Genomic DNA, 17502 nt, shown 5'->3' with positions numbered 1-17502 from the left:
GGCTCACCACCGAAACGGCGGTACGCCTCGCCGAACACCGGCGACGACCGGCCGGGCGATACGCCCGGTGTAGGGAGCGCGGGGCGTATCGCCGGTCGGCCGCTTCGAGCGGACCGGGAAGAAGAGGATCAGTCGTCCGGAGTCTCGGTGAAGCGCTGCAGATACAGCGGCTCGCCCAGCTTCTCCACCAGATCGAGTTCGGTTTCCAAGTAGTCGACGTGCTGCTCCTCGTCCTCCAGGATGTGCTCGAAGATGCGAGCGGAGGTCACGTCGCCACGCGAACGCATCAACTCGATGCCACGGCGGAGCCGTTCGACCGCTTCCAACTCGATCTGCAGGTCGGCCCGCAGTTGCTCGGGCACGGACTGCCCGATGCGCAGTGGGTTGAGCTTCTGGTAGTTCGGCAGGCCCTCCAGGAAGAGGATCCGGTCGGTGAGCAGCTCGGCATGTTTCATCTCATCGATGGACTCGTGCCGAGTGTGTCGCGCCAGCTTGGTAAAGCCCCAGTTCTCCTGCATCTTGGCGTGCAGGAAGTACTGGTTGATCGCCGTGAGTTCGGCCGTCAGCTGCTCGTTGAGCAGCGCAACGATGTCCTTGTCGCCGTCCATAGCAGCGATCGTGGCACAAAATGCGCGCAGCGGCGGGCAGACCGCCTGGTGTGTCGGCTCAGGCGGCCGATGGCTGCGCTCCCGCGGAGGCCCGTGCGCGGCCGATCGCCTCGGCCAGCCGCGCCGTACAGCTGCCGCAGCCGGGCTTCCAACCGCAGGCGTTCTTCACCTGACGGATGCTCTCGGCGCCCGCCGAAACGCAGGTGTGCACGTCACTTTCGGACACCGCGTTACAAATGCAGACATACATGAAGCCTCACAGCCAGGTCGCTCTATCATTGAGGTTAGCCTCGACTAACGAGGTAAGCCTCCCCTAATGTATAGCAGCTCGGTCCAGCGGTGTGAAGCCCGCCTGCGCGAGTGGGCAAGCCGACGCGCGGTCAGCTGCCTCGGCTGCGTACGTACCGCCGTATCGCGACAGCCCCACCTAGGATTCGCGGGTCTTCTGCACCCGGGTGTTGCCGGTGCCGAGGATGATTCCGTCGGCGCTGGTCGGAGCGATTTCCGGGACGCGGGTGCCGTGTTCGTCGACAAGGATGGAATGGGGCTCGCCGGGGGCGAAGGCGTGGCGCTCGCCCCACTGCCGCAGGGTGAGGACGACCGGGAAGAGGTCGCGGCCCGCTTCGGTGAGTACGTACTCCTGACGGCGACCCGACGGGGCGGTGAGCTGCTCGAGCAGCCCGTGAGCGGTGAGCTTGCGCAGCCGGTCGGTGAGGATATTGCGGGCGATGCCGGTGCGCCGCTGGAACTCGGTGAACGATCGTGCCCCGTCCATCGCGTCGCGGATGACGAGAAGACTCCACCTGTCGCCGACCAGGTCGAGGGTGCGGGCGACCGGGCAGTCCGGGTCGGTCCAGTCCCGGTCTGTTGCGCGCATGGCGGTGCGCGGCATGACACCTCCCAATGAGTTGCAGAGTGAAACCATTATGTCGTACCGTCCAATTGGTTGCAATCTGCTACTGATTGGGAGAGTGATGAACGGGTGGCGGCGGCTGCTGCTGGCGGTGGTGTGCGGTGTCGCGGTGGCGAGCATCTATGCGGCACAGCCGATTCTGGAGCCGATGGGACGCGATCTCGGCGTGCCGGCGGAACGCGCCGGATGGATCGTCGCCGCCGCTCAAGTCGGCTATCTGGTGGGGCTGGTGCTGCTGGTGCCGCTCGGCGATGTGGTGGCCGACAGGCGCAGGCTCATCGCCGCGCACTTGGCGCTCACCGCGGTGGGCATGATCCTGACGGCCTCGGCGCCGGCCGCATGGGTGGCGTTCGCCGGGCTCGCGGCGACCGGAATGTTCGCGGTCGTGGTGCAGACCACGGTGGCCTACGCGGCATCGGTGTCGCCGCCCGCCGAACGCGGCCGCAACATCGGGGTGGTGACCTCGGGCGTCATGATCGGCATCCTGGGTGCCCGGATCGTCACCGGCATGGTCGCGCAGATGTGGGGGTGGCGCGGTGCGTATGCGGTCTGCGCGTTCCTGGCCCTCTGGCTCGCGGCCGCGGTGCTGCTCGTCCTGCCGCCGGAGCAACGACGCGGCCGGCCCGCAGCGTATCGGCGGGCCCTCGTCGCGCTCGGCGGCCTGTTCGGGCAGCGCCTCTTCCTGACCCGCGGGCTCATCGCGTTCTTCCTGTTCGCCTCGTTCGCGACCCTGTGGAACGGGCTGTCCCTCGTCCTGGCGGGCGCGCCGTGGCAGCTGAGCGAGAGCCGGATCGGACTGTTCGGCCTCGCCGGGCTCGCCGGCGCACTCGGCGCGGCCCGTGCGGGCCGGTGGGCCGACGGGGGACGCGCGGCGCCGGTCACCGGGCTCGCGCTCACCCTGCTCATCCTGTCGTGGTCGGCGATCGCCCAGCTCCCGAGATCACTGTGGCTGCTCGTCATCGGCATCGTGGTTCTCGACTTCGCGGTCCAAGCCGTGCATGTCAGCAACCAGAACCTGCTCACCGCAGCGCATCCCGACCGCGTCAGCGGCGTGATCGGCGGATACATGGTTTTCTACTCGTTCGGCTCCGCCGTCGGCGCGGCGGCGACCACCGCCATCTGCGCTGCCGGCGGCTGGGTTGGCTCCTGTCTGCTCGGCGCCGGGTTCGCGTGTTGCGCGCTGACGGTCTGGGCGTTCGGCGGGCGACCACCTCTCGAGCGCGCCACCATCCGATCCGGGAAGCCGGGCTCGCACCAGGTGCGGGCGGCAATGGACTGACCACGCTGGACGGGCTTCACGCGCCGCGGGTCGAATGGTCGACTCCGCTCGGAGGGATGCCCGCATCTGTCGGTCAGTTCAAGTACCGGACCACGTGCTCGGCGACGCACGCCGGCTTGTCCGCGCCTTCGGCGGTGATCGTCACGGTGCGCTCGACCTGCACCCCGCCGGGCACATCGGTGACCGCGGTGATGGTGACGGTGCCGCGCACCCGGCTGCCGACGCGGACCGGGCTGATGAAGCGGACCTTGTTCAAGCCGTAGTTGATCGCCATCCTGGCCGAGGTCACCGACGTCAGCTGCTGGCTGATCGGGGCGAGTAGAGCGAGGGTGAGGAACCCGTGCGCGATGGTGGCGCCGTACGGGCCGTCCGCGGCGCGCTCGGCGTCCACGTGGATCCACTGGTGATCGCCGGTCGCCTCGGCGAACCGGTCGATGCGCCGCTGATCGATCTCGAGCCACTCACCGGGCCCGAGCACCGTGCCCACCGCGGCGCGCAGGGCGTCGAAATCGCGGAACTCGGTCATGGCGGAATCCTTCCTGCGGGCGACGTGTGCACGATAGCCCGCGCGCGAACGCGTTACCGCAGCTGGTCTTTCCTCCGCCGCCTGCTCGACCGCGGGAAGCTCAGGACCACCTCCGCATGAACTGTGACCTGTGCTACACATCCGGGCACCACCGGACATGCGTGTCCGGTTAGATTACTGTCCCGTAGCGGCCGTGGTCGGCCGCGCGAGATCCGAGCTCGCGTCTGATCTTCGAGGGTGTGTGATGTCAGCATTTTCGCGCCGGTCACTGTTGACCGGGGCAGCCGCGGCGGGCGGCCTCCTGGTCGCCTCGCGCTACGCGAACACGACGAGTCCGATTGCCGCGCGGGTGAACAGCGTTCCGCTCACCCGGGAGGAACATCGGGTGGTCGTCATTGGATCGGGGTTCGGCGGTGGCGTCACCGCGCTGCGCCTGGCCGAGGCCGGTGTCCGGGTCCTGGTGCTCGAACGTGGCCTGCGCTGGCCGACCGGCCCCAACGCGGAGACCTTCCCGCGTGCATCGGCGCTGGACAAGCGGGTCCTCTGGTACAAGTCCAGCCCGGTGTTGTTCGGCAAGCCCTTGGTCTTCGAGCCGTACACCGGACTCGTCGAATCCGTGCCCGGTACCAATATGACCGCGCTGTGCGCCGCGGGCGTCGGCGGGGGATCGCTGGTCTATCAAGGGATGTCCCTGCAGCCGACGCGGGAGGTGTTCGACGCCCACTTCCCGGAAGCCCTGGACTGGGCGACGATGGATCGAGTGCACTACCCGCGAGTGGCACGCATGCTCGGCTTGGCGGTCGCGCCGGACGCGCTGATCGCCAGCCCCAACTACGCGGCCTCGCGGGTCTTCGCCGAACATGTGCTGCGCGCCGGGCTTCCGCTGTCGAAGATCCCGATGCCCATCGACTGGAACTTCGCCCTGGCCGAACTCCGGGGCGAGATGAAGCCTTCCTACACCAACGGCGACGGCGCCATGGGGGTGAACAACGGCGGCAAGCATTCGGTCGACGTCACCTACATCGCCGCCGCCGAGGCGACCGGCCTGGTGACGGTCGAGCCGTTGCATCAGGTCACCGACGTCGAGCGCGCCGCCGACGGCAGGTGGATCGTCCACGTCGAGCGCCTCGACACCAGCGGCGCCGTCCTGGAGAACAAGATCATCACCACCGGTGCGCTCGTGCTGGCGGCCGGGAGCCTGAACACGACGAGGCTGCTGGTGCGCGCCTCGGCGAAAGGCCTGATCCCCGATATGCCCGACGGACTCGGACAGGGCTGGGGCACCAACGCCGACCGCATCTACCTGTGGACCGACCCGACCGCGAGTTTCGGTTCGGAACAGGGCGGCCCGGTCGTCTACGGAAGCAAGAACTGGTCCGACCCGCACTCCGCCCACACCCTGATCCAGGCGTCCGTCCCACCGATGGGCGCCGACGCCAGTAGCACCATGATGGTCGGGTACGGCGTCAGCGACGGTCGCGGGCACTTCGTCTACGACGCGGCCCGCGACGACGCCATCCTGCAGTGGCCGCAGGACGGTGACAGCTACATCCAGGACAACTACATCGGCCCCGCCGCCCACCGGATCGCCGGTCCCGGAAGCATTCTCACCGACACCAACCTGTTGTTCCCGTCGACCTGGCACCCCTTGGGCGGCGCGAGCGTGGGAGCCGTCTGCGATCTGGAGGGCCGAGTGCACGGCCAGCGGGGCCTGTACGTGCTCGACGGTGCGCTCATGCCGGGGAACACCGCGGCCTGCAACCCGTCGATGACCATTGCCGCAGTCGCCGAACGTGCCTGGGACAACTTGGTCGCACAGGACGTCGGCACGGTCATCTGACCGTTTCCGCCATGCCGGTGGTGGCGCTCAATCCCCGGGCCGGACCGGACGCACCGCGGTGGCTTCGGGGCCGCGCTTGCGCATCGTGGCGGTGAACAGCACGGGCTGGCCCGCGTGCAGCGATTTGTATCCGGTGGTCTCGATGCTGGTGTACTCCACGAAGACCTGCGTGGGATCGTCGGCGGGCTGCAGGAATCCGAAGCCCTTCTCGATGTTGAACCAGACCACCGTGCCGCGGCGCCAGTATTGCGCCGCGCCACGGTGGTGGTGGGGCTGATCGGTCACGGAGTCGAGGATAGGGGCCGGATCACGCGGCGCCGCGGCGCACCGGATCGGAGTGCATGATCCGTCGCCACCAGGCGTCCAGCGGGCTCGGATCGGGCCAGATGACCGCGGCTTCGGCGGAAACCCCGGCTCCGGCCTCGGTCGCGGCGAGTTCGGGGTGGCGTACTTCGGTTGATGCCATGATCGGATGCTCCATCAGGTGCGTGCGCAGGAAAAACTCCGTGCGACAACGTCTTTCGTGCCTGAGTCGGGTGCGGGCCCGGCCTTCCGGGCCCGCCCGGAAATGGTGAGACGACACTCGTCGCGGATTGGTACCGAGATCACCGGCTTCGACATCACCTCGCTTCCGCTTCCCTCGAGGATTCGACAGCGGCTCGGGCTGCTCAGGCGTCGATCGCCTTGTGCCCGTTGCCGCGACCGATCTCGATCTTGCGCGGCTTGGCCTTCTCCGCCACCGGAATGGTGAGGCGCAGCACGCCATCGGTGTAGTCGGCGCGAATCTTGTCGGTGTCGAGGTTGTCACCAAGGAACAGCTGCCGGCTGAACACGCCGCGGGCGCGTTCCGCGGCGATCATCTCGCGCCCCGAGTCCAGTTCCGGACGACGCGCGCGCACGGTCACCACATTGCGCTCGATGTCCAGGTCGAGGGATTCGGGGTCGATGCCGGGCAGGTCGAACTCCACGACGAACTCCTCGCCCGCGCGCCAGGCATCCATCGGCATCACCGCTGGATGCGCCTTCGTGCCGAACACCTGCTGCGTCAGACGGTCCAGATCGCGGAACGGATCGGTGCGCATCAGCATGGTCGCCACCTCCAACTCACTCCATTCTCCGTAGTAGGGGTCAGATAACCTCTGTCATCTGACATAGATTTTTTGTACCACCGGAGCAAGTTGAGTGCAAGGCGCTAAACTAGGAAATCTCTCGTAGGAAGTGAAGTGAGGATGGATGGCGCAGGAAAGGGGTGACTCGGGGCATCTGCCGGATCCCGGACAAGCGGTGTACGGGATCTCGGTCGCCGCCGGGCTGGCCGGAATCGGTGTGCAGACGCTCAGGCTCTACGAGCGGCACGGGTTGCTGAGTCCCGCACGCAGCGACGGGGGCACCCGCCGCTACAGCGGCAACGATCTGGCCCGGCTGCGGCGGATCACCGACTTGGTCGCCACGGGCGTGAATCTGGCGGGCATCCGCCGCATTCTCGACCTGGAGGATGCGAATGCCGACCTGCACGCGGACAACGACCGGCTGTACGCGGACAACGACCGGTTGCAGGCCGACAACGTCCGCCTGCGGGACGCGCGAGACAAACGGCCGGGTCCGGCGTAGGTGTTCCGGGACTATCCCGAGAAGGGCGTACGCAGATCGACCACCGTGCCGGTGTCGCCGGTGGTCACGGTGACCTCTGGAATCAGTGCCCGGATCAGCGGCATACCCCGCCCGCGCAACGAATCGGCCTGCGGATCGGGCTTTTTCCAGCGACCGCTGTCGGCAATGGTCACCCGGAGCTGGTCGCCGTCGATCGATGCGCGCAAGCGGACGAGGCCGCCGTCGCCGTGGTGGCCGTGCTCGACGGCGTTGGTGCATGCCTCGCCGACTGCGAGCAGCACGTCGTAGGCCGGTGCCGCGGCCATGCCGCACTGGGCGAGCCATTCCTGCAAGGTGTGCCGAACGGTAGCCAATTGCACCGCCTCGGCGGGAAAGTCCAATTCCAGCGGAGCCACGGCGTTGGGTAGGGGAACCCGCTCGCCCGCGTTCACGTGCGCGTACCAGCCGCCGCGATCGCGATGCGTCTGTCGCAGCCGACTCTTGCCGTCATGCCTCTCCGATGGCGTTGATGCGCCGTCACCTCGTTACCTCCCTGTCGGGGATCGGTGCGCTGCACTAGCGCGGGGCCGAGCACGTCGACCGCCGTTGGGCTCGGTTGTCGTGTTCGCCGTGCGTGTGCCGTTCTTCCCGACGCTATACCCGGTTGATCATGCCCCATTCATGGCTGCGGCCGGCGTCGGTGAGATCTGCGGCACCGGCCACCACCGTAAACCGTGGCGCCGCGGACCGGCGAACCGGGCGGCGCCACGGCGAACGCCGTCACGGGTTCTGCCGCGGCAGCCGGACGACCTGGACGAAGAAATCATCGATCTGCTTGATGGCGGCGACGAACTGGTCGAGGTCCACCGGCTTGGTGACGTACGCGTTCGCGTGCAGCCGGTAGCTGCGCAGGATGTCCTCTTCGGCCGCGGAGGTGGTGAGCACGACCACCGGGATGTGCGACAGGTCGGGGTCGGCTTTGATCTTCTCCAGCACCTGCCTGCCGTCGTACTTGGGCAGGTTCAGGTCGAGCAGGATCAGGTCGGGCCGGGGCGCGTCCGGGTACCGTCCCTGGCGGTAGAGGAATTCGAGCGCCTCCTCGCCGTCTCTGGCGACGTGCAGGGTGTTGCCGATCTTGTTGTCCTCGAAGGCTTCTCGCGTCATCAGCTCGTCGCCGGGGTCGTCTTCGACGAGCAGGATGTCGATGGGCTGGCCGGGCGTGCTCATGCGGTGGCTCCTTCGTGGGCGGGGAGGTCGGCGGTGCGGGCGGTGGCGTCGGAATCGGCCGTGCGCAAAGTGAACCAGAAGCGGGCGCCGCCCGTGTATTCGGTGTCGATCCAGATCCGGCCGCCGTGATACTCCACGATCTTCTTGCAGACGGCCAGTCCGATGCCGGTTCCGCTGTATTCCTCCCGGCTGTGCAGCCGCTGGAAGATGACGAACACCTTCTCGGCGAATTCGGGTGCGATTCCGATGCCGTTGTCCGAGACCGACAGCAGCCAGCCGTCGCCGTTCTCATCCGGCGCACAGGTGATCTCGATCCGCGGGGCGCGGTCGGGCTCGCGGAACTTGATGGCGTTGGCGATCAGGTTCTGCCACAGCATGGTCAGCAGGGTGGGATCGCCGACGATCTCGGGCAGCTCGTCCGGCCGCAGGATGCTCGTGTCGGTGTCGTCGATCGCCGTGGAGAGGTTGGTCAGGGCCTTGTCCAGGGACTGGCCGAGGCCGGTGGGCTCGGTGCGATCGGTGATGCGCCCCACCCGCGAGAAGGTGAGCAGGTCGTTGATCAGCACCTGCATCCGCTTGGCGCCGTCGACGGCGAAGTCGATGTACTGTTTTCCGCGCTCGTCGAGCTTGTCGCCGAAGCGCTTCTCCAGCAACTGGCAGAACGAGGCCACCTTGCGCAGTGGCTCCTGCAGATCGTGCGAGGCGACGTAGGCGAACTGCTCCAGCTCCGCGTTGGATCGGCGCAGCTCGACGGCTTGCAAATCCAGATCGGTCTTCTGCTCGGCGAGCACGGCTTCCTTTGCGCGCGAGGATTCCAGCTCGGCGACGATGCGGCGGCGCATGCTCTCCACCGCGTTCGCGACGGTCGCGAGGTCGGCCGGGCCGTGCGCGTCGATGTGATGCTCGAAGTCGCCGCCCGCCACCCGCAGCGACGCGTCCGTCAGAGAGCCGAGGGGGCGAACGATCAACCGCCGGATGAGCACGGTCAGCAGCACGCCGGTCAGCAGGAACGCAACGACCAGCCCGGCCAGCACGGCGTCCCGGACCGTGCGCGTGTGCCTCAGCTCGTCTCGGTCGTGCGCGATCGCCGCGGCGAGACTGCGGTTCTGGACGTCGAACAGGGTCCGGATATTGTCGAACAGCGGCTTGCCGCGCAGCGGGCCCGCGGGGTCGGCGCCGGGAACCGATCCGGACGCCAACCCGGCGACCAGCGGCTCCGCGTACTCGTCGCGCCACCGTTGCGCGGCCTGCTCCACGGCGTCGAGTTCATCGAGCAGCTGCTGCCGGCCGGCCAGCAGTTCGCGCAGACGACCGGCCGACTGTGCCTCGTCTCGGGTGCCGTCCCGGTAGGGCTGGAGAAACTGCGGGTCGGCGGTGATCCGGTAGCCGCGCAGACCGGTCTCCTGGTTCACCAAGGCTCCCTGTAACCGATACGCTTCCGCCGCCGCGGGCAGCGACTTGTCGATCAGCCGATCGGTCACGCGATTGGTCTGCGCGATCACCTGAGCCCCCGCCACGGTGCCGATGATCACCACCAGCACCATCGCGGCCAGCACCAGCTGGAACCAAGCCTGGGCGGTCCACCGCGCGCTCAGCGGCGGTCGCCCGGTCTTCGTCGTCATCGGTTCTGGTCCTGTCCTTGCCCGTCGTCGTTCCATCCCAGATAGAGGATGGCGACATCGTCGTCCAACCCGCCGGACGCACCCGCCAGCGCCTCCACGCGCCCGATCAGTTCGTCGACGAACCAGTCGGGATCCGCTGCTTGCACGGCCTGTGCGACCTCCATCAGCCCTTGCTCGCCGAGTCGTTCCTGGTCCGTCCCGACTCGCCCTTCGAACAGGCCGTCGGTGAACACCATCAGGCCAGAGCCGAGCGGCAGGTCCAGATCGTGGACGGGCCAGTCGGCGCGACCGGGCAGGAAGCCGAGGGCGGGCCCGCCGGGCACCTCGACCCAGGTCAATCCGGACGCCGAGCGCAGCAGCATTCCCGGGTGCCCGGCCCGCAGCACCTGCGCGCGGCGCTCGCCCGGATGCAACATCAGGCTCGTGACCGTCGCGAAGGTCTGCTTTCCGGTGCGTTCGGCCAGCAGCACCTGCTCGAGCAGCCGCAGTTGCCGTGCGCCGGTCACGCCGCTCAGCACCAGGGTGCGCCAGGCCAGCCGCAACGCCACTCCGGTCGCCGCCTCGTCCGGCCCGTGGCCGGACACGTCACCGATGACGGCGTGCACCGTGCCGTCCGCGTCCTGCACGACGTCGTAGAAATCGCCGCCGAGCAGCGAATGGGCGCGGCCGGGACGGTAGCGCGCCACGACGTCGACGACCCGCTGCCCGCGCAACAGCGGGGTGGGCAGCAGGCCGCGTTCCAGCCGGGCGTTCTCCTGTGCGCGCATAATGCTCGCCTGCAGGGCCGCGCTGGTGCGCTCGGCCTGCTTGCGCTGGATCGCGTAGCGCACGGCGCGTCCGAACAGTTCCGGCTCGACCCGGCCCTTGACCAGGTAGTCCTGGGCTCCCGCGGCGACCGCCGCCAACCCGGTCTGCTCCTGATCGAGGCCGGTCATCACCACGATCGCGACCTGGTCGGTGTGCCTGCGGATGCGTTCCACCGCCTCGAGCCCGTTGGCGTCGGGCAGATGCAGGTCGAGCAGCACGCAGTCGGGCTCGGCGGTGGCGAGGTGCTCCGCGGCCTCCGCCAGTGACCGCACCCAATCCAGCCGCAGGCCGGGCGCGCCGTCCAGGACCAGTTCCTCCACCAGGAGGGCGTCCCCCGGGTCGTCCTCGATGAGCAGCACCGAAGGTTGCTGCCACGGCCAATCCGCCTCCACGATCACCTCGGGATCGTCGTGTGTCCCGTCACGCCGCACGGAAACCACCGGTCGTTGGTCCGAGTGTGGTGGAACGACCGACAGCACTGATGCCGTCGTCGGCGAACACCGACAACCCGGCCTCCGATCACCAAGGGCGGCACCAGCGCACGCCGACTGTCTCAGCGGCCGTTTGCTGGACCGAGAGGCAGCCAAGATCGTATCCGATCCGCGACCGGACCGAGACATGACGGTGCTCACCTGGGCATATGTCAAGCCGGACGCGGGAGGGGCGTCGGAGGATCAGACCGTGGTGCCCGTCAGCCGCGCGGTGCTGCGCTCCTGGTGCCCGGCCGCGCTGCCACGGCGCGGAGAGCGGAGTTCCGCCAAGCTGCGGGCGACGACCGTGGCATGGACCGCGATGACGGCAAGGGAAGCCGAGCCGATCACAGCAAGAAGCACAACCACGACAGATACCGGTCCTTTCGGGTGCGAGCGGGCCGGTTGCCCGCTCGATCGAGTGCCGAGTTCGCGTCCGCCGATCGCGGCGGGCGCGTGCTCCGCCTCCAACGTGCCCCCGTCGCCGCGGACCAAACACACCGATCGCGGCGGCGCGAACGGGTGGGGCGATCACGCGAGGGCGACCTCGGCCGTCGCGCGACCGAAGATCTTGTGCCCGTCGTGCACGGCGGTGATCGCGACGGTGGCGGTGCGCGTGTCCTCGTCCAGGTGTTTCACCCGGCCGGAGAACTCGATCCGCCCGCCGGTGGGGCCGACGTGCACGGGATTGGTCAGGCGGACGTTGTACGAGCGCAGCGCCCCAGGGTCGCCCAGCCACGAGGTGAGCAAATCCACACTGAGCCCGATGGTGAACATGCCCTGCGCGACGACGGTCTGCATTCCCATCCTGGCGGCCGCCGTAGTGCTCCAATGGATGGGATTCGGGTCTCCCGCCACCCCGGCGTAGTTGACCAGGTCGCCTCGACTGACCGTGAGCGCGCGTGCCGGAAGCTCCGCTCCGGGACGCACGGTCTCCCACCGCCGTCCGCGCGGGTTCGGCGGCGCGGGCGGCGGGGTCGCGCGAGCGGACTCGCTGCCGTTCCCGACGTAGCGCGGATGCGGGACCCGGCGCTGCTGCTTGGCCTCAGGGCGTACCCCGTGCATCACCATCGCGTCCAACCAGCCGGGCAGTGCCTCGTCGGCCCGCCCGACCAGGCTGGTCCGCGACGTGAGGACCGGCCGATCGTCCTGGTCGAGGATGGTCTGGCGCAGGACGATGAGGTCGCCGCCGAACGCGTGCCGGAACGAGTCGAGGCACATCTCGAAATCGATCCGGTCGCCGGCCAGCAGTGGGCGGTGGAATTCGATCATCTGATCGGTCTGGATGGCCCTGCTCAGGTCGTAGCCGGGCAGGATCGTGTCGAAGACCTCGGCGTAGGCCAGATACCCCGGCACCGCGCCGAAGGTCGGCGGAGCGACCAAGCCGGCGTAGCCGAGGTCCGCGGCGGCGTTCTCCGACCGATGCGCCGGGTGCTGGTTGCGCACCGCGCGGGCGTACTCGCGGATCTTCTCGCGGCCGACCTCGTAGTGATCGCCGCTGCGATACCGGCGCCCGACCATCGTGGCGGGCGCCGCGGTGTCGGTCGTGTCGTTCGCACCTGATGTGGCAGGGATTCTGGACATCGCGGGGGAATCTACCCAAGCCGTGGCGAATTTCCGGTCAGCCCGCACCGCTCGCCGTTTCGTGGCCGTGAGGTCGGTGGACGAGGGCCCGGCCCGGCGTCGATCGTGGCGGTTCAGCACAGGTTCCGCTCGGCGGCCACCACCACGGCAGCGGCGTCGTCCACCGATTGGTGCGCGCTCACCTCGACCACGATGTCGGCTTCGGACGTTCCGGCCGCCAATTCCCGGCACACCGCGTAGCCCAGGTCGAGCAGTGCCGCGGTCACGCCGTCGCCCGCCGTCCGCACACCGAGCCGATGTAGATCGGCGAGATAGCCTTTGGCGGCGCCGCGCGGAACGTGCGCCCGCGCTTCGGTGACGATGAACGCCGCCGCGACTGCGGAGACGGACAATGTACAGACGACCAGCACCCCGCACAGCGCGAGCTTCATTCGTTTCCCATCGAAACAATTTGTGGTCGGACGGAATTCGGCATGCGACAGCCGACGCAGCCTAGCCGGGCGGCGGCCGCCGCGCCAAAGAGCCCGGGCCCGTCGGCGAAAGCGGTCACCGACGTTGGACCGCTACCGCTGCTGGGCTCGAATCGAGTGGAAACGGCAGGCTTCACCCGGAATGGGTGGCCGAGCGCAAGCCGTATGCGAAAGATGGCGGCGCCGCTCGGTCCGTTATCACTTCGTTATCTAATCGTCGTGTGTCCCGTGCGCGCTGATCGAGGGGTGCGGGGAGCATGACTCTCCGGATCCTGTGGACCGTAGGCACCGTGGTGTTTCCAATTCGAGGCTCGGCGACCTCCCGCGGTACGGGAAGGGTCGTGCCGGGTCGGCCGACGCAGATCGGAGGACCGCATCATGGCATTCGACGACGTTTCCAGTGATCGATGCTCGCACCGTGGGGCGTGGCAGGCCTGGGCGGTCGCCGCGCTGGCGGTCGCCGCGGCGGCGACGATCGCCTGCGGTCCCGCCGCCGCGGAGCCGTCCGGCAACGGACCCGATGTCCCGGTGGAAGTGCCCATTCCCGGCGGATTCCATGGATTCTCCGAGATCCTGCGATTCGTTCCGCCCGCTCCGCCGGTACCGCAGATGCCGCTCGGCCGACCGGTGCCGCACCACGGCGGCGCGACCGGTCACACGACGTAGGAGTAGGTCCAGGGGCAGCAAGCGAGCGGTTCCAGTGCCCTGCGCATCGCCTAACTCGGCTCCGCGTGCCCATGCCGAGCCGTCGACGCCTCGGCGAACAACTGCCGCATTCCCGCCCGGCGTGCCGGAATACGACGAGGCGCGGGGGCCCTTCGCTTGGGCAGAGCGCGGAGCGCGAGTCCGGCGCCGCAACCCACCGTGATGGCGAACGCCGCCCATTCCGAACCCGTAACCACGGTGACCGGACCCCAGTCGTGGAGATGGCGCGGCGACACCATCGTCCAGTCGAACGATTCGGTGCGAATAGGCGCCACCGTCGAGGGGCGCCAGAGGATGGCGATCGCGAGAATGCTGCCCGCTGTTCGCGGCTGGATGCAGGCCGCGCAATACCCCGCTGCCACGGCGAGCGCGGCCGCGACCATGTTGCGCATGCCACCGGCGGGAGCAACGGCGGCGAACAGTGCGACCGTCGCGAGCAATCCGGCGCCCACCAGCGGATTCGACGGCCGGATTCGGGTTCCGGCCAGATAGCCCAGAAGGATCAGGCCGAGCAGCAGCGGCACGCTCCATGCCGGTCGTGGCCCGTTGCCCACCGCGCTGCCGGTGGCGCTGAGCCCGACCGCGAGGAAGATCGCGATCCCGTCCCGGCGGGGAAGCAGCCAGGCGGCGACGGTCGTGGCCAGCAAGGTGCACACTGCCGTCACGACGAGCTCGATGCTGCCGTCGCCGTGCCGGAAGCGCCACTCCGCGACGCCCAATTCGGTCATCACCAGCACGATCGCGGCGACCACGGGGCTGAGCGGCAGTTCCGGATAGACCGGCTCCGGTGTGAACCGGTGCCGGGTGGCCGCCTGGCACGCCAGGATGAGCCCGGCCACCGCCGCGAGCAACCACAGCGGCTGTGTCTCGAACACCGACCACACGCGAGGCTCGGCTGTCGCCCGATGCGGATTGCCCAGCAGCCCCGACGCCTGCGAGAGCGTGATGACCACGAAACAGCCGACGGCGCCCAGCACCAGGCCCATCGCGGGCACGCGGCGGCCGAGTACGGCCACGCCCGTCGCGCCGAGCAGAACACCGCTGCCGATCGCGTCGAGGTAGGCGGTGGTGGTGAGGATGTCGGGCGAGGCGCTGTGCGCTTCGACCGTGTGCGTGACGAACAGCAACGCCGTCGCCGCCAGCGCGATCCACCACGCCGTGCGCGCACGAGCCAGGCTGACCGCGACCACCGCGGTGACCGCCGCCACGAGCACGCCGATCGCCGCCTCGCGCGGCACGCTCAGAACCAGCTGATTCACCTGATAGGGCGTGCAATGGCAGGTCCGGCCGAAGCTGAGCGGCACGACCAGCAGCAGCCCGGCCACCGCGGTGGCCAGGAACGCGGTGACGCCTTCGAGTGCCTCACGCCAGCGCACCATTCCCCAGGCGTACCCAGCCGGGACGAACCGAACATCCCCGCGCCGCGCCGTTCCGAAACGGGTACCGGCAGCACCTGGATACTTGTGTCACGGTCCGGGATGATCTCTGGAATGACCGATGTAGTCGACGTGCGGGCGGTGCGCAAAGCGCGGCGCGCCGAACTGGGAGCCTTCCTCAAGTCCCGGCGAGCCCGTATCTCGCCGGAGGATGTCGGAATTCCCACGGGAACCCGTCGACGCACACCGGGACTGCGTCGCGAAGAAGTCGCCCAATTATCGGGAATCGGCGTGACGTGGTACACGTGCGTGCAGTGCAGTTAGGGGTATCTGTTGCTTAGCCTGGGGTTATGCCTCTGAGTCCGAAGGATTTCCCTGGTTTGGCGGCCGTCATCCAGGCCCGTGTGTCGAAGGTGGGGAAGCATAAGAACGAGCGTTCCCCGAAGGAGCAGATCGCGTGGGGGCGGGGTGAGTGTGCCCAGTTCGGGTGGTCGGTGTGCAAGGTGATTGATGAGGGTGCGGTGGGGGCGACGCGTCACGCGCGTAAGGATCGTCCGGGTCGTGAGGTGCTGCGTCAGGAGTTGGCGGCGATAGCTGGCCGGGTGAAACGCGGTGAGGTGCCTGGGGGTGTGTTGGTCAACTGGTCCTCGTCGCGGGCCAACCGGAAGGTCGGCGACATGGCCGAGCTGCGTGAGTTGTGTGCGGAGTTCAGGGTGTACTGGTATTACGGCGGCGTGCTCTATGACATGAACGATCCCGACGATCGCAAGCGGGTCGCTCAGGACGCGGTCGAGGACGAGCACGCGCCGGAACGAAACCGGTTGGACTCGATGCGGGCTCTGGCGCAGAACTTCGCTGAGGGTAAGCCGCATGGCCCGGAGGCGTTCGGCTTCCAGATCGTCTATCAACGAGGCCGTGCCGTGCGACGGGTGCCGTGTCCTCAGAACGGTCCGATCTTTCGTGAGATGGTCCGGCGTGCGCTGGACATGGAGCCGACGTACCAGATCGGACGTTGGCTGACGAGGGAGGGCGTGCCAGTTCCGAGCCATGACAAGTCTTTCCCGTGCAACCGGTGCTCGGTGAAGGACGGGCGTCGGGTGGTGCGGAAGGTCGATAGGCGATCGTGCCCGTGCCCGAAAACGTGGCGAACGCAATGGGATAGCAACATGGTCAAGCGCGTGCTGTTGAGCGAAGCGGCGGCAGGACTGCGCGTTCATGTCGATGAGAACGGCGAGCGCTTGACGATCAAGGCTGCTTGGGAAGGCCTGATCTCAGTCGATGAGCATGAGCGACTGAAGATGATCCTCAATGATCCTCGCCGGGGGACTTCTAACGGGAGTACGCCGAAGTGGTTGCTGTCGGGGCTTTTGCGGTGTTGGAAGTGCGATGGGCCGGTTGTGTCGCGGCGCAAGTGGGGTCCCGAAACTCGCTACTACGTGTGCAAGAAGAACAGCTGCGTTGGCCGCAAGGCGAAGTTGGTCGATGCCCTGGTCGAAGAGGTGGTCCTGCGGCGGCTGGAGGATCCCGCACTCCTCGGTGCTCTGGCTCGCACGGACGAGGACGCCGTGGCTGCGTTGACGGAGGCACGTGAACTGCGTGTCTCGTACGAGAAGTGGTTGAACGATGCTATTGACGCGGACCTGTCGCCAGCGGAAATCGCCGTCTACAAAGCGAGGAAGGCGCCGCTGATCGAGGCGGCGGAGCGGAGAGCCCAAGCGGCTCTGCCCATGCCGCACGTCGCTGCCGCGGCAGGCCCGGATGCGCGGGCGAAGTGGCACGATCCGGAGCTGACCCCGTTGGAAGCGAAGCGCGACATCATCCGGTCGCTGGTGCGGGTGACGATTCTGTCCGCCGCGGGAAAACGACGCGGGTTCGGTGTGGGCGCTGGCGTGGACACTATCGAGATCGAGCCACTTGTCTCGTGACGCGGCCGTGGACTCCCACTCAGGCTCCCGGTGCGACGACGCTCGCCGCACCGACCGGGCCACATATCGATCCAGTTAGTGAACGTGACCGATGCAAAGCCGCTAGGCCTGGTCGGTCTCAGGAGAGTCCTCACCTATGCCGACACCGGGTCTGGCGGCCGTTGGCCGGTGGCGGCCGAAACTAGTACTGACAACAACTGGATACCTGTGGCATGGTGCGGAAGGATCAGAGGATGACCGATGTAGTCGACGTCCGGGCAGTGCGGAAGGCCCGCCGCGCGGAATTGGGTGCCTTCCTCAAGTCCCGGCGAGCCCGTATCTCGCCAGAGGATGTTGGAATTCCGACAGGGACACGTCGGCGAACTCCCGGATTGCGCCGCGAAGAAGTCGCCCAATTATCCGGAATTGGAATAACTTGGTACACTTGGCTTGAACAAGGTCGCGAAATCAACGTTAGTGTGCAGGTTTTGAATTCGGTGGCGCGGACGTTGTCGTTGGATGCGGCGGAGAAGGCGCATTTGTATCGGTTGGCAGATGTGCCGACGGTGCCTTCGGTGGAT

Annotated in this window: 21 protein-coding genes and 1 pseudogene; 7 read left to right on the top strand and 15 right to left on the bottom strand. The window is 68.0% G+C overall.

Going from position 1 to position 17502, the window contains the following annotated elements:
* Positions 1-128: 128 nt before the first annotated feature.
* The 3 genes from bfr to NB3_RS23605 all read right to left on the bottom strand — a co-directional run bounded on the left by bfr (position 129) and on the right by NB3_RS23605 (position 1500).
* Complete coding sequence (gene bfr / locus NB3_RS23610; protein ID WP_067807548.1) at positions 129-608, bottom strand: bacterioferritin; 480 nt, start codon at positions 606-608, stop codon at positions 129-131.
* 58 nt (positions 609-666) lie between these two features.
* Positions 667-858, bottom strand: a complete 192-nt coding sequence (locus tag NB3_RS34460) for a (2Fe-2S)-binding protein (RefSeq protein WP_084823604.1) — start codon at positions 856-858, stop codon at positions 667-669.
* Positions 859-1035: 177 nt separating this feature from the next.
* Entirely contained in the window at positions 1036-1500 is a 465-nt protein-coding gene (locus NB3_RS23605) for a winged helix-turn-helix transcriptional regulator (protein WP_067807545.1), read from the bottom strand.
* Between NB3_RS23605 and NB3_RS23600 the strand changes: the two genes are divergently transcribed.
* Positions 1499-2800, top strand: a complete 1302-nt coding sequence (locus NB3_RS23600; RefSeq protein WP_244892044.1) for an MFS transporter — start codon at positions 1499-1501, stop codon at positions 2798-2800. The genes NB3_RS23605 and NB3_RS23600 overlap by 2 nt on opposite strands.
* A gap of 73 nt (positions 2801-2873) precedes the next feature.
* Here NB3_RS23600 and NB3_RS23595 read toward each other — a convergent pair whose 3' ends face one another.
* The gene (locus NB3_RS23595) at positions 2874-3326 is read right to left on the bottom strand and encodes a MaoC family dehydratase (RefSeq protein ID WP_067807540.1); all 453 of its coding nucleotides are present in this window, start codon (positions 3324-3326) and stop codon (positions 2874-2876) included.
* A 244-nt stretch (positions 3327-3570) separates the two neighbouring features.
* Between NB3_RS23595 and NB3_RS23590 the strand changes: the two genes are divergently transcribed.
* The gene (locus NB3_RS23590) at positions 3571-5166 is read left to right on the top strand and encodes a GMC oxidoreductase (protein ID WP_084823603.1); all 1596 of its coding nucleotides are present in this window, start codon (positions 3571-3573) and stop codon (positions 5164-5166) included.
* A gap of 27 nt (positions 5167-5193) precedes the next feature.
* Here NB3_RS23590 and NB3_RS23585 read toward each other — a convergent pair whose 3' ends face one another.
* The 3 genes from NB3_RS23585 to NB3_RS23580 all read right to left on the bottom strand — a co-directional run bounded on the left by NB3_RS23585 (position 5194) and on the right by NB3_RS23580 (position 6254).
* Positions 5194-5451 (bottom strand): cold-shock protein, encoded by a 258-nt coding sequence (locus NB3_RS23585; RefSeq protein WP_067807538.1) that lies wholly within the window; start codon positions 5449-5451, stop codon positions 5194-5196.
* Positions 5452-5473: 22 nt separating this feature from the next.
* Positions 5474-5632: a hypothetical protein gene (locus tag NB3_RS35255; RefSeq protein ID WP_157111976.1), complete on the bottom strand. Its 159-nt coding sequence runs from the start codon at positions 5630-5632 to the stop codon at positions 5474-5476.
* 202 nt (positions 5633-5834) lie between these two features.
* Positions 5835-6254: an Hsp20/alpha crystallin family protein gene (locus tag NB3_RS23580; protein ID WP_067807801.1), complete on the bottom strand. Its 420-nt coding sequence runs from the start codon at positions 6252-6254 to the stop codon at positions 5835-5837.
* Between the two features lie 145 nt (positions 6255-6399).
* Between NB3_RS23580 and NB3_RS23575 the strand changes: the two genes are divergently transcribed.
* Positions 6400-6777, top strand: a complete 378-nt coding sequence (locus NB3_RS23575; protein WP_067807535.1) for a MerR family transcriptional regulator — start codon at positions 6400-6402, stop codon at positions 6775-6777.
* Positions 6778-6788: 11 nt separating this feature from the next.
* On the opposite strand, the gene NB3_RS23570 is transcribed toward NB3_RS23575, so the two are convergent.
* The 7 genes from NB3_RS23570 to NB3_RS23545 form a co-directional block, all read right to left on the bottom strand.
* A complete protein-coding gene (locus NB3_RS23570) occupies positions 6789-7208 on the bottom strand; it encodes an ATP-binding protein (RefSeq protein ID WP_067807532.1) in 420 nt (139 codons plus the stop codon).
* A gap of 328 nt (positions 7209-7536) precedes the next feature.
* Entirely contained in the window at positions 7537-7983 is a 447-nt protein-coding gene (locus NB3_RS23565) for a response regulator (RefSeq protein WP_067807529.1), read from the bottom strand.
* A complete protein-coding gene (locus tag NB3_RS23560) occupies positions 7980-9605 on the bottom strand; it encodes a sensor histidine kinase (protein ID WP_067807526.1) in 1626 nt (541 codons plus the stop codon). Before NB3_RS23560 ends, NB3_RS23565 begins: the two co-directional genes overlap by 4 nt.
* Positions 9602-10843, bottom strand: a complete 1242-nt coding sequence (locus NB3_RS23555) for a PP2C family protein-serine/threonine phosphatase (RefSeq protein WP_371855934.1) — start codon at positions 10841-10843, stop codon at positions 9602-9604. Before NB3_RS23555 ends, NB3_RS23560 begins: the two co-directional genes overlap by 4 nt.
* A gap of 243 nt (positions 10844-11086) precedes the next feature.
* The gene (locus tag NB3_RS35250; RefSeq protein WP_157111975.1) at positions 11087-11251 is read right to left on the bottom strand and encodes a hypothetical protein; all 165 of its coding nucleotides are present in this window, start codon (positions 11249-11251) and stop codon (positions 11087-11089) included.
* A 162-nt stretch (positions 11252-11413) separates the two neighbouring features.
* Complete coding sequence (locus NB3_RS23550; protein WP_067807523.1) at positions 11414-12466, bottom strand: fused (3R)-hydroxyacyl-ACP dehydratase subunits HadA/HadB; 1053 nt, start codon at positions 12464-12466, stop codon at positions 11414-11416.
* A 113-nt stretch (positions 12467-12579) separates the two neighbouring features.
* On the bottom strand, positions 12580-12897 hold the full coding sequence (locus NB3_RS23545; protein WP_067807520.1) for a DUF732 domain-containing protein: 318 nt from the start codon (positions 12895-12897) through the stop codon (positions 12580-12582).
* 417 nt (positions 12898-13314) lie between these two features.
* Between NB3_RS23545 and NB3_RS23540 the strand changes: the two genes are divergently transcribed.
* Positions 13315-13602, top strand: a complete 288-nt coding sequence (locus tag NB3_RS23540) for a hypothetical protein (protein WP_067807518.1) — start codon at positions 13315-13317, stop codon at positions 13600-13602.
* A gap of 50 nt (positions 13603-13652) precedes the next feature.
* Here the strand turns inward: NB3_RS23540 and NB3_RS23535 are convergent, their stop codons facing one another.
* Entirely contained in the window at positions 13653-15020 is a 1368-nt protein-coding gene (locus NB3_RS23535) for a hypothetical protein (RefSeq protein ID WP_067807516.1), read from the bottom strand.
* Between the two features lie 111 nt (positions 15021-15131).
* On the opposite strand from NB3_RS23535, the pseudogene NB3_RS36365 reads away from it, so the two are divergent.
* The 3 genes and pseudogenes from NB3_RS36365 to NB3_RS34450 all read left to right on the top strand — a co-directional run.
* Positions 15132-15332: pseudogene (locus tag NB3_RS36365) on the top strand (transcriptional regulator); the annotation flags it as partial.
* Positions 15333-15397: 65 nt separating this feature from the next.
* On the top strand, positions 15398-16942 hold the full coding sequence (locus NB3_RS23530; protein ID WP_067807513.1) for a recombinase family protein: 1545 nt from the start codon (positions 15398-15400) through the stop codon (positions 16940-16942).
* 233 nt (positions 16943-17175) lie between these two features.
* Positions 17176-17502, top strand: a 327-nt coding sequence (locus NB3_RS34450; RefSeq protein WP_157111973.1) for a helix-turn-helix domain-containing protein, incomplete at its 3' end; no start/stop codon positions are given.

Source organism: Nocardia beijingensis NBRC 16342, assembly GCF_001612785.1.
Lineage (GTDB): Bacteria > Actinomycetota > Actinomycetes > Mycobacteriales > Mycobacteriaceae > Nocardia > Nocardia beijingensis.
This window is presented reverse-complemented; position numbering and strand designations above follow the sequence as displayed.

Coding starts and splice junctions, on each gene's coding strand:
- NB3_RS23545 (WP_067807520.1), bottom strand. CDS start 12,897: ATGAAGCTCGCGCTGTGCGGGGTGCTGGTCGTCTGTACATTGTCCGTC.
- NB3_RS23535 (WP_067807516.1), bottom strand. CDS start 15,020: ATGGTGCGCTGGCGTGAGGCACTCGAAGGCGTCACCGCGTTCCTGGCC.
- NB3_RS23595 (WP_067807540.1), bottom strand. CDS start 3,326: ATGACCGAGTTCCGCGATTTCGACGCCCTGCGCGCCGCGGTGGGCACG.
- NB3_RS23540 (WP_067807518.1), top strand. CDS start 13,315: ATGGCATTCGACGACGTTTCCAGTGATCGATGCTCGCACCGTGGGGCG.
- NB3_RS23590 (WP_084823603.1), top strand. CDS start 3,571: ATGTCAGCATTTTCGCGCCGGTCACTGTTGACCGGGGCAGCCGCGGCG.
- NB3_RS23550 (WP_067807523.1), bottom strand. CDS start 12,466: ATGTCCAGAATCCCTGCCACATCAGGTGCGAACGACACGACCGACACC.
- NB3_RS23600 (WP_244892044.1), top strand. CDS start 1,499: ATGACACCTCCCAATGAGTTGCAGAGTGAAACCATTATGTCGTACCGT.
- NB3_RS34460 (WP_084823604.1), bottom strand. CDS start 858: ATGTATGTCTGCATTTGTAACGCGGTGTCCGAAAGTGACGTGCACACC.
- NB3_RS23575 (WP_067807535.1), top strand. CDS start 6,400: ATGGCGCAGGAAAGGGGTGACTCGGGGCATCTGCCGGATCCCGGACAA.
- NB3_RS35255 (WP_157111976.1), bottom strand. CDS start 5,632: ATGGCATCAACCGAAGTACGCCACCCCGAACTCGCCGCGACCGAGGCC.
- NB3_RS23565 (WP_067807529.1), bottom strand. CDS start 7,983: ATGAGCACGCCCGGCCAGCCCATCGACATCCTGCTCGTCGAAGACGAC.
- NB3_RS23605 (WP_067807545.1), bottom strand. CDS start 1,500: ATGCCGCGCACCGCCATGCGCGCAACAGACCGGGACTGGACCGACCCG.
- bfr (WP_067807548.1), bottom strand. CDS start 608: ATGGACGGCGACAAGGACATCGTTGCGCTGCTCAACGAGCAGCTGACG.
- NB3_RS23580 (WP_067807801.1), bottom strand. CDS start 6,254: ATGCTGATGCGCACCGATCCGTTCCGCGATCTGGACCGTCTGACGCAG.
- NB3_RS23560 (WP_067807526.1), bottom strand. CDS start 9,605: ATGACGACGAAGACCGGGCGACCGCCGCTGAGCGCGCGGTGGACCGCC.